Genomic DNA, 9,066 nt, shown 5'->3' on the forward strand with positions numbered 1-9,066 from the left:
GAGTGTGCCGTCAATGCCGGCGGCATGCTGCAGCGCCAAAGCCAGCTTCCCGACCAGATCGCCAACCGACAGTGCCTCGCCGGAGCGCAACGCGACAAGCCACTCGGCCTGCTCGCGCGCAAGCCCTGGCAGCACCGCTGCCAGTCTGTCGATCACGTCCGCCCCCAGGCCCTTAAGCGTCTCGGCATAGCTCGGCTTGACGTTCAGCTTGAGCCGGATCACCGCCTCCCGCGCGTGGACATTCGGACCGACGTAAACCTGAATGGAATCGATATTCACAGCGGCATCCTCATCAAGCGTCGGAACGCGGTCGGGCGGAGCCGCGCAACTAGCGTGTTAGAGCGTATTCCAACAACGCCGTTGGCGCTGGGGTCAGCGCTGCCTTGGAGCTGCTGTGCGCGATCGGTTTTCGGTGTTGGCCGGGGCCGATGTGGAGCATGGTCACACCGGCTGGACGTCCCCCGGCGATTGCTTTCGTTAAGTCTTCGTTACGGACATTCGGTTTTGGCCGCCTCGGCAGCCGGTACGCGCACACTCATTTCTTTCAGCGGCGTTAGGAGTCCTGGTGACAGTTCCCTCCTACAAACCGTCCTACACCCTGACCGAGCAGATGCTGCGCCGCCGGCCCGTCGTCGGCGCCCCGGTCGCCCACGGCGCCTCGGCCAACCTGAAGCGGTCGATCGGGACGTTCCAGCTGACGATGTTCGGCGTCGGCGCCACCGTGGGCACCGGAATCTTTTTCGTGCTGTCGGTCGCGGTTCCCGAGGCTGGGCCCGCGGTGGCGGTGTCGTTTCTGATCGCCGGCCTGGCCGCCGGACTGGCGGCGGTCTGCTACGCCGAACTGGCCTCCGCGGTCCCGGTGTCCGGATCGACCTACTCCTACGCCTACGCCACCTTGGGCGAGGTGATGGCCATGGTGGTGGCGGCCTGCCTGCTGCTGGAGTACGGCGTGTCCACCGCGGCGGTGTCGGTCGGGTGGAGTCAGTACGTCAACAAACTGGCTGACAACCTGTTCGGGCACCGGCTCCCACAGGCTTTGTCGGCGGCGCCCTGGGATGTCAACCCGGGTGTGATCAACCTGCCCGCGGTGATCCTGGTGATGCTGTGCGCAGTGCTGCTGATCCGCGGGGCCAGTGAGTCGGCCACCGTCAACAGCATCATGGTGGTGATCAAACTCGGGGTGCTGGGGATGTTCGCCGCGATCGCCTTCACCGCTTTCGAGGCCGACCGGTTCGCCGACTTCGCACCGTTCGGGATGGCTGGTATCAGCGTCGCGGCCGGGACGATCTTCTTCTCCTACATCGGCTTGGACGCGGTTTCCACCGCAGGCGACGAGGTGAAGAATCCGCAAAAAACCATGCCGCGGGCCATCATCGCCGCACTGCTGGTCGTGACTGCCGTGTATCTGCTGGTGACGGTCGCGGCGCTGGGCACCCAGCCGTGGCAGGATTTCGGCGGCCAAGAAGCCGGTCTGTCGGTCATCCTCGACAAGGTCACCGGCGCCAACTATTGGGGCACGGTGCTGGCCGCCGGCGCGGTGGTCTCGATCTTCTCGGTCACGCTGGTGGTCATGTACGGCCAGACCCGCATTCTGTTCGCGATGGGACGCGACGGCCTGCTGCCGTCCACCTTCGCCAAGGTCAGCCCACGCACGATGACACCGGTGCGCAATACCGTGATCGTCGCGGGTGTGGTGGCGGTGCTCGCCGGGTTCGTCCCCCTGGACTACCTGGCCGACATGGTCTCGATCGGCACCCTGGTCGCATTCATCGTGGTGGCGGTGGCGGTGATCTTGCTGCGGGTGCGCGAACCGGACCTGCCGCGCGGATTCCGGGTCCCCGGTTACCCGATTACACCGGTGCTGGCGATCCTGGCCTGCGCCTACATCCTGTTCAGCCTGCACTGGTACACCTGGCTGGCGTTTGGCGCGTGGGTGTTGGTCGCCCTGGTCTTCTACTTCGTCTGGGGTCGCCACCACAGCGCGCTGAACGAGTCGATCACGGCGTGATCAGTGGGCCGCCTCATCCAGGACGGTGGCCAACTGCTCGACCGCCCAGTCGATCTCATCGGCGGTGATCACCAAAGGCGGCGCGAACCGCAGTGTCGATCCCTGGGTGTCCTTCACCAGCACACCGCGGGTAGCCAGGGCCCGGCTTAGCTGCTTTCCGGTGCCGAGCCGACCATCAATGTCGACGCCAGCCCACAATCCCATCCCGCGCACATCCAGGACGCCCCGGCCGATCAGCGATCGCAGTCGCGCATGGAGGTGCTCACCGAGTTGCGCCGATCGCTGTTGGAATTCGCCGCGGCGCAGGATTTCAACGACCGCGCTGCCGATGGCCGCGGCCAGCGGATTCCCGCCGAAAGTCGAGCCATGCTCACCCGGCCTGAGGACGCCGAGAACATCTCGGTCGGCGACCACGGCCGACACCGGGACAACGCCGCCGCCCAACGCCTTGCCAAGCAGGTAGACGTCGGGCACAACGTCCCAGTGATCGCAGGCGAAGGTACGGCCGGTTCGTCCCAGACCGGACTGGATTTCGTCGGCGATCAACAAGACATTCCGTCGGCTGCACACCTCACGCAGCCGGGGAAGGTAGTCGTCCGGTGGGACAACGACACCCGCCTCGCCCTGGATGGGTTCGACCAGCACCGCAACCGTGTTCTCGTCGATCGCGGCCGCAACAGCATCGGCGTCGCCGAATGGGGTTGAGCGGAATCCCGGCGTGAACGGACCGAACCCTGCGCGCGCACTGTTATCCGACGAGAAACTCACGATACTGATCGTGCGGCCATGAAAGTTGTTGTCGGCCACAATGATGTTGGCCATCCCCTCGGGTACACCCTTGACCTCTGTGCCCCATTTGCGCGCAACCTTGATCCCGCTCTCGACAGCCTCTGCGCCGCTGTTCATCGGCAAGACCAAGTCCTTGCCGCATAACTCGGCGAGGACCGCGCAGAACGAACCCAGGCGGTCGGAGTGGAAGGCCCGGCTGACGAGGGTCAGCTCGTCGAGTTGCCGATGAGCGGCTGCGACGATCTCGGGGTTGTGATGACCGAAGTTGACCGCGGAGTAGGCGGCCAGACAGTCCAGATACCGGCGGCCTTCGACGTCGGTGATCCACGCACCCCGAGCACTGGTTGCCACCACCGGCAGCGGTGAGTAGTTGTGCGCGGTGTGGGCATCCTCGAGATCAATCGCCGCATCGGTCATCGAAGCTCCGGTAGCGAGTGCTGCACCGACGGTCATGAATGAATCTCCAGCGTGCAGCACTTGACCGAGCCGCCGGCCTTGATCAGCTCGGACAGGTCGACGCCGATTGGATCAAAACCGGCTTGGTAGAGCTGGTCAGCGTATCCGGTGGCCTGCTCCGGGTGAACCACATGCCTGCCGTCGGAGACCGCGTTCAGTCCGAGCACGTAGGCGTCGGCGGTGCCCACGGTGATCGCGTCCGGGAACAATTCCCGTATTCGGAGCCGGGATGATTCGCTGAATGCTGGCGGGTAGTAGCCAACAGTGGTGTCGTCGAGCACTGTCAGCGCGGTGTCGAGGTGGTAGAAGCGGGGATCGACGAGTTCCAGTGTGTGAACAGGCATCCCGGTAATCTCGGCCACCTCCCGGTGGGCTCGCGGATCCGTCCGGAAACCTGTTCCGGCCAGGATGATTCCACCCGCCACCAGCAGGTCGCCCTGTCCCTCGTTGACATACCGGGTGTCCACAGGGGCATAGCCGCGGCCGGTCATCCATTCGGCATACGCTGTCGACTCACCCGCGCGCTCGGCGTGTTTGAAGCGCGCGACGATTGCGGCACCGTTGACGATCAACCCCGCGTTGGCGGCGAAGACCATATCCGGTAAGCCCGCCACGGGCTCGACAACGTCGACGGTGTGGCCCAGCTCGCGGTAGGTATCACGCAGCCTCTCCCACTGCGAGTTCGCAAGCTCAAGATCGACCACCGTGGTGGTGTCCATCCAGGGATTGATCGCGTACGTGACGTCGAAGAACGCTGGGCGGGTCATGACGTAATGGCGGAGGCGTGCGTTGCGCGTCTGCGGAATCCCCGCGACGACATCAGAGTCAATAGTCATGAATGAACGGTATTGCACCGACTGGACACAATCAATCGCCATATATTGCTTATAGTAGCGTTGATTGTTGTGTATAACGGGTTTCTATCAGTCAATTGTTGCGCAACGCTGAAGGACGGTGACGGTTAGATGGATCGCCTCGATGACACCGACGAGCGCATTCTCGCCGAGTTGGCCGACAACGCCCGTACGACGTTCGCCGACATCGGCTCCCGCGTGAAATTGTCGGCACCCGCGGTGAAGCGTCGGGTGGATCGGATGCTCGACAGCGGCGTGATCCGGGGGTTCACCACGGTGGTCGACCGCAGTGCGCTCGGCTGGAAAACCGAAGCCTACGTGCAGGTCTTCTGCCACGGCCGAATTGCACCAAACCAGTTGCGCAACGCCTGGATTGACATTCCTGAGATTGTGAGTGCAGCGACTGTCACCGGAACGTCGGACGCCATCCTTCACGTCTTGGCACGTGACATGCAGCATCTGGAGGCAGCGTTGGAGAGGATCCGGTCATCGGCCGAGGTGGACAGGAGCGAAAGCATCGTCGTCTTGTCGAATCTCATCGACCGGTCCCGCTCGTGAGTCGAGGCGACCACCAGGAGCCCGCAATGAGCGATGTCCGCCCGCAAGACCTGGCCGACAGGGCGGTCGACCTGGTCCGGCACTGGCTGGCTGAAGCCGCGACGGTGCCTGTCGGATCCTCGGCGGAGCAGTTGGCCGGGGTTCTCAAAGACCCCGATGGCCTGGCATTCACAGTCGGTTTCGTCGACGGAGTGGTCCGACCAGAGGACTTTCCCGTCGCCGCGGCCAATCTCCGGAGGCTGACCGCGAAAACTCCGGCATTCCTGCCGTGGTATCTGCGCTTCGCGGTGAAACTCGGCGGGACGCTCGCCATGGTGTTGCCAAACCTCGTTATCCCCCTGGCGCGCAGAGTGCTTCGAAAGATGGTCAGCCACCTCATCATCGACGCCAGTGAGGCGACACTGGGCAAATCCATCGCCAAGATCAAAAAAGAGGGACTCAACCTCAACGTCAACCTGCTCGGCGAGGCGATCCTGGGCGAGGGCGAGGCCGCACGCCGACTGGCGGGCACTGCCCAGTTGCTCGCCCGCGACGACGTGGACTACGTCTCGATCAAGGTCTCTTCCACCGTTGCACCGCACAATCACTGGGCATTCGACGACGCCGTCAACCACATCGTCGAGACCCTGGCACCGCTCTATCGCCAGGCGGTCTCCGCCGTGCCCACCCGCAAGTTCATCAACCTGGACATGGAGGAGTACAAAGATCTCGAGTTGACCATTGCAGTGTTCACCCGCGTCCTCGAAAGCCCAGAGTTCCGGCAACTCGAAGCCGGGATCGTTCTGCAGGCCTACCTGCCCGACGCGTTGTCGGCGATGATCCGGCTCCAAGAGTGGGCTGCGGCTCGCGTCGCGGCCGGCGGCGCCCCGATCAAGGTGCGGGTGGTCAAAGGCGCGAACCTTCCAATGGAATCGGTGGACGCCGATCTGCACGGCTGGCCGTTGGCGACCTGGCACTCCAAGCGCGAGACCGACACCTCCTACAAAGCCGTGCTCGACTACGCGATGCGCCCGGATCGGATCGTCAACGTCCGGATCGGGGTGGCCGGGCACAACCTCTTCGACGTGGCACTGGCCTGGCTGCTCGCCCAGGAACGCTCGGTCACCGCGGGCATCGAGTTCGAGATGCTGCTGGGCATGGCCGCCGGCCAAGCCGAGGTGGTGCGCAGGGATGTCGGTTCGTTACTGCTCTACACCCCGGTGGTGCATCCGGCCGAATTCGACGTGGCGATCGCGTATCTGATCCGGCGCCTTGAGGAAGGCGCCTCCCGGGAGAACTTCATGTCCGCGGTCTTCGAGCTGGACAAAGATGAAGGCCTCTTCGAGCGGGAGAAACAGCGCTTCCTTGATTCTCTGGCAGCGCTGACCGAGGAGGTGCCCGCGCCGCACCGGGTTCAAGACCGCCGCCTCACCCCGAGCCCAGCCCCGGCCTCGGCCCCTTTCCAAGGCTTCGCCAACTGCCCCGACACCGATCCGGACCTGCCGGGAAACCGAGAGTGGGGCGCTCAGATCGCGGCGAGAATGCGCGGTTCGCATCTCGGCGAGGCGACAGCTGAGGCCGGCTGGGTCCGCTCGCGGGCTGACCTGGATCAGATCATGGCCAGGGCCGTTGACGCTGCCGCCGCCTGGCAGGGCCTGGGACCCGGTGCCAGAGCAGAGATCCTGCACCGCGCCGGAGACGTGCTCGAGGCCAAGCGGGCCGAGCTGCTGGAGGTGATGGGCGCCGAGTGCGGCAAGACACTCGACCAGGGCGACCCGGAGGTCTCCGAGGCGATCGACTTCGCGCATTACTACGCCGAACTCGGCCGAGAACTCGACGATGTCCGCGGCGCCGTGTTCGTGCCGCCAAGCCTGACCGTCGTCACGCCGCCGTGGAACTTCCCGGTCGCGATCCCCGCCGGGTCCACGCTCGCCGCGCTCGCCGCGGGCTCGGCGGTGGTGATCAAACCTGCCGCCGAGTCCAGTCGCTGCGGCGCCGTGATGGTCCAGGCTTTGTGGGAAGCGGGGGTCCCGCGGGAGCTGCTCACCTACGTGCAGTTGAGCGAACACGACTTGGGCGCCGCCCTGATCTCCCACCCGAAGGTCGACCGGCTCATCCTCACCGGTGCCTACGAGACGGCGGAGCTGTTCCGATCATTCCGGCCCGATCTTCCCCTGCTCGCCGAGACCTCCGGCAAGAACGCCGTCATCGTCACCCCGTCGGGCGATCTGGACCTGGCCGCCAAAGATGTCGTGCATTCGGCTTTCGGTCACGCCGGCCAGAAGTGTTCAGCCGCCTCTTTGGTGGTGCTGGTAGGCAGCGTCGCGGATTCCCCACGATTCCGGGCTCAACTGATGGACGCGGTGCGCTCCTTGAAGGTTGGCTACCCGTGGGACCTGAGCACCCAGATGGGGCCGCTGATCTCCCCGGCCCAGGGCAAGCTTCTTCGCGGGCTCACCACACTCGGCGACGGGGAGTCCTGGCTCTTGACCCCACAACGGCTCGACGACTCGGGCAGGCTGTGGAGTCCCGGGGTGCGGCAGAGCGTGCGGCGCGGTTCGGAGTACCACCGCACCGAGTATTTCGGCCCGATCCTTGGTGTCATGACCGCCGCGTCGCTGCAGGAGGCCGTGGAGATCGTCAACGAGGTTGACTACGGGCTCACCTCAGGTCTTCATTCCCTGGACCCCGAAGAGGTCGGCTACTGGCTGGAGCACATTCAAGCCGGCAACCTCTATGTCAACCGGGGGATCACCGGTGCCATCGTGCAGCGCCAACCGTTCGGCGGCTGGAAGAAATCCGCGGTGGGCGCCGGCGCCAAGGCCGGCGGACCGAATTACCTTGTAGGGATGGGCTCCTGGCGTGATGCCCCCCTGCCACCCGACGCTGAAGCCGTCACCGGGCTCCCGGCCCGGATTCTCGAATCGATGGACGGCCATGAGCACCGCGACTGGCTCGCCGCCGCGTTGAGCGACGACGCCCGCCTGTGGGCCAACGAGTTCGGTGTCGCGAAGGATGTGTCTGGACTGTTCGCTGAGCGAAATGTGTTCCGGTACCGGCCGGTGCCGGTCGTCATCCGTTACGACGCAGAGACTTCCGGGCGCGGGGTGGCCGAACTCGCCCGGGTCGCCGCGGCGGGTCTCCTCGCGGGCGCTGCCCTGACCGTTTCCACCGCCGTCGAATTGCCCGGCTCCCTTGCAAGCGTGCTGCGCGGGGCCAACGTCCTGCTCGCGGTCGAGGACGGCGAAGCCTGGGCCGCTCGCGTCGCCGCGCGGACCGGCCCAGCGCGCATTCGCCTGATCGGGACGAATGTGCTTGCGACGACGCAGGCTGCCGGCGGCTCCCCGGAGATTGCGGTCTACGGGTCCGATGTGGTGTCGGCCGGCCGGGTGGAGCTACTCACCTTCCTGCGTGAGCAGGCGGTGTCCATCACCGCGCACCGATACGGCACCCCAAATCATCTGAGTGACGCTTTGATCTAGACGTTATGGGCCTCTGGCTTCAGGGTCCTCGGTGACTGCTGGTTGAAGCGCATAGGGGTCTCCCCCAAATTCACCGCGCGATCATGGACACTGTTGTTCCACAACGGTATTCAACTAGAACACTGCGGGGGCCATCTGCTTTTGTCCGATATAGTGCGCGGATGCCCGTCGCACGGTCCGGCCTCTGGCTGATGCTGAGCGCTTTCCTGGCGTGCCTCATGTTGTTTTGCGGCGCGCCGGCACCGGTGTCTGCGTCTCCGGCCGCGGCAGGCGTGCGTCCGGGCATCGAGGTCTTCCTCGATGACGTGCCGGCTGCCTTGCGCGGCAAACGGGTCGGCCTCATCACCAACAACACCGGCGTCGACCGGTCAGGCACGTCGGACATCGATCTGATCGCCCAGCACGACGAGCTGACACTGGTGGCCCTGCTGGCGCCGGAACACGGTATCCGCGGCACCCTTGAGGCGGGTGTCACGGTCGCTGACGGTCTCGACGCGAAGACCGGCCTGCCGGTCTACTCCCTGTATGCGGCGCAAGGGCACAGTCCGACTCCCGAGATGCTGAAGGACGTGGACGTCCTGGTCTATGACCTTCAGGAGGTCGGTGGACGCACCTGGACATACGTGTCGACCATGGCGCTGTCGATGCAGGCCGCGGCGCGCAAGGGCATCCCGTTCGTCGTTCTCGACCGGCCGAACCCGATCGGCGGCGACATCGTGGAAGGCGCCCTGCTGGACCCGGCCTTCTCCTCGTTCATCGGCATGTACCCCATCCCCGCGCGGCACGGCATGACGGTCGGAGAGTTGGCCACGCTGTTCAACCGGCAGCAGGGTATCGGTGCGGACCTGACCGTCGTTCCCGCGCAGGGATGGCGCCGCGGGCAGTGGTTCGACCAAACGGGTCTGCCCTGGGTGAACCCCTCACCGAATCTCCGATCGCT

General features: G+C 65.2%; 6 protein-coding genes and 1 pseudogene. 4 read left to right on the forward strand and 3 right to left on the reverse strand.

The features are described from left to right. Nucleotides 1-279: pseudogene (locus tag ADBZ5N_RS15025) on the reverse strand (cyanophycin synthetase); the annotation flags it as partial. Nucleotides 280-610: 331 nt separating this feature from the next. Here ADBZ5N_RS15025 and ADBZ5N_RS15030 point away from each other — a divergent pair. Then, nucleotides 611-2,008 carry an amino acid permease gene (locus ADBZ5N_RS15030; protein WP_526258723.1) on the forward strand — a complete coding sequence of 466 codons (1,398 nt, stop codon included), beginning with the start codon at nucleotides 611-613 and terminating at the stop codon, nucleotides 2,006-2,008. Here the strand turns inward: ADBZ5N_RS15030 and rocD are convergent, their stop codons facing one another. After that, nucleotides 2,009-3,250, reverse strand: a complete 1,242-nt coding sequence (rocD, locus tag ADBZ5N_RS15035) for an ornithine--oxo-acid transaminase (protein WP_526258713.1) — start codon at nucleotides 3,248-3,250, stop codon at nucleotides 2,009-2,011. It lies immediately after the preceding gene. After that, nucleotides 3,247-4,089 carry a dimethylargininase gene (ddaH, locus tag ADBZ5N_RS15040; RefSeq protein WP_526258715.1) on the reverse strand — a complete coding sequence of 281 codons (843 nt, stop codon included), beginning with the start codon at nucleotides 4,087-4,089 and terminating at the stop codon, nucleotides 3,247-3,249. The genes rocD and ddaH overlap by 4 nt, the downstream gene beginning before the upstream one ends. 129 nt (nucleotides 4,090-4,218) lie before the next feature. On the opposite strand from ddaH, the gene ADBZ5N_RS15045 reads away from it, so the two are divergent. The 3 genes from ADBZ5N_RS15045 to ADBZ5N_RS15055 form a co-directional block, all read left to right on the forward strand. Beyond that, nucleotides 4,219-4,665, forward strand: a complete 447-nt coding sequence (locus ADBZ5N_RS15045) for an Rv2324 family transcriptional regulator (RefSeq protein ID WP_526258717.1) — start codon at nucleotides 4,219-4,221, stop codon at nucleotides 4,663-4,665. 26 nt (nucleotides 4,666-4,691) lie between these two features. After that, nucleotides 4,692-8,126 (forward strand): proline dehydrogenase family protein, encoded by a 3,435-nt coding sequence (locus ADBZ5N_RS15050; RefSeq protein ID WP_526258719.1) that lies wholly within the window; start codon nucleotides 4,692-4,694, stop codon nucleotides 8,124-8,126. A 161-nt stretch (nucleotides 8,127-8,287) separates the two neighbouring features. Continuing rightward, nucleotides 8,288-9,066 (forward strand): exo-beta-N-acetylmuramidase NamZ domain-containing protein (locus ADBZ5N_RS15055; RefSeq protein ID WP_526258721.1); only part of this gene is annotated, 779 nt, incomplete at its 3' end.

The organism is Mycobacterium sp. (genome assembly GCF_044370595.1).
Classification (GTDB): Bacteria; Actinomycetota; Actinomycetes; order Mycobacteriales; family Mycobacteriaceae; genus Mycobacterium.

What these genes read in the sequence shown, in the direction of transcription:
- ADBZ5N_RS15030 (WP_526258723.1), top strand. Translation starts at nt 611, where the DNA reads ATGCTGCGCCGCCGGCCCGTCGTCGGCGCCCCGGTCGCCCACGGCGCC.
- rocD (WP_526258713.1), bottom strand. Translation starts at nt 3,250, where the DNA reads ATGACCGTCGGTGCAGCACTCGCTACCGGAGCTTCGATGACCGATGCG.
- ddaH (WP_526258715.1), bottom strand. Translation starts at nt 4,089, where the DNA reads ATGACTATTGACTCTGATGTCGTCGCGGGGATTCCGCAGACGCGCAAC.
- ADBZ5N_RS15045 (WP_526258717.1), top strand. Translation starts at nt 4,219, where the DNA reads ATGGATCGCCTCGATGACACCGACGAGCGCATTCTCGCCGAGTTGGCC.
- ADBZ5N_RS15050 (WP_526258719.1), top strand. Translation starts at nt 4,692, where the DNA reads ATGAGCGATGTCCGCCCGCAAGACCTGGCCGACAGGGCGGTCGACCTG.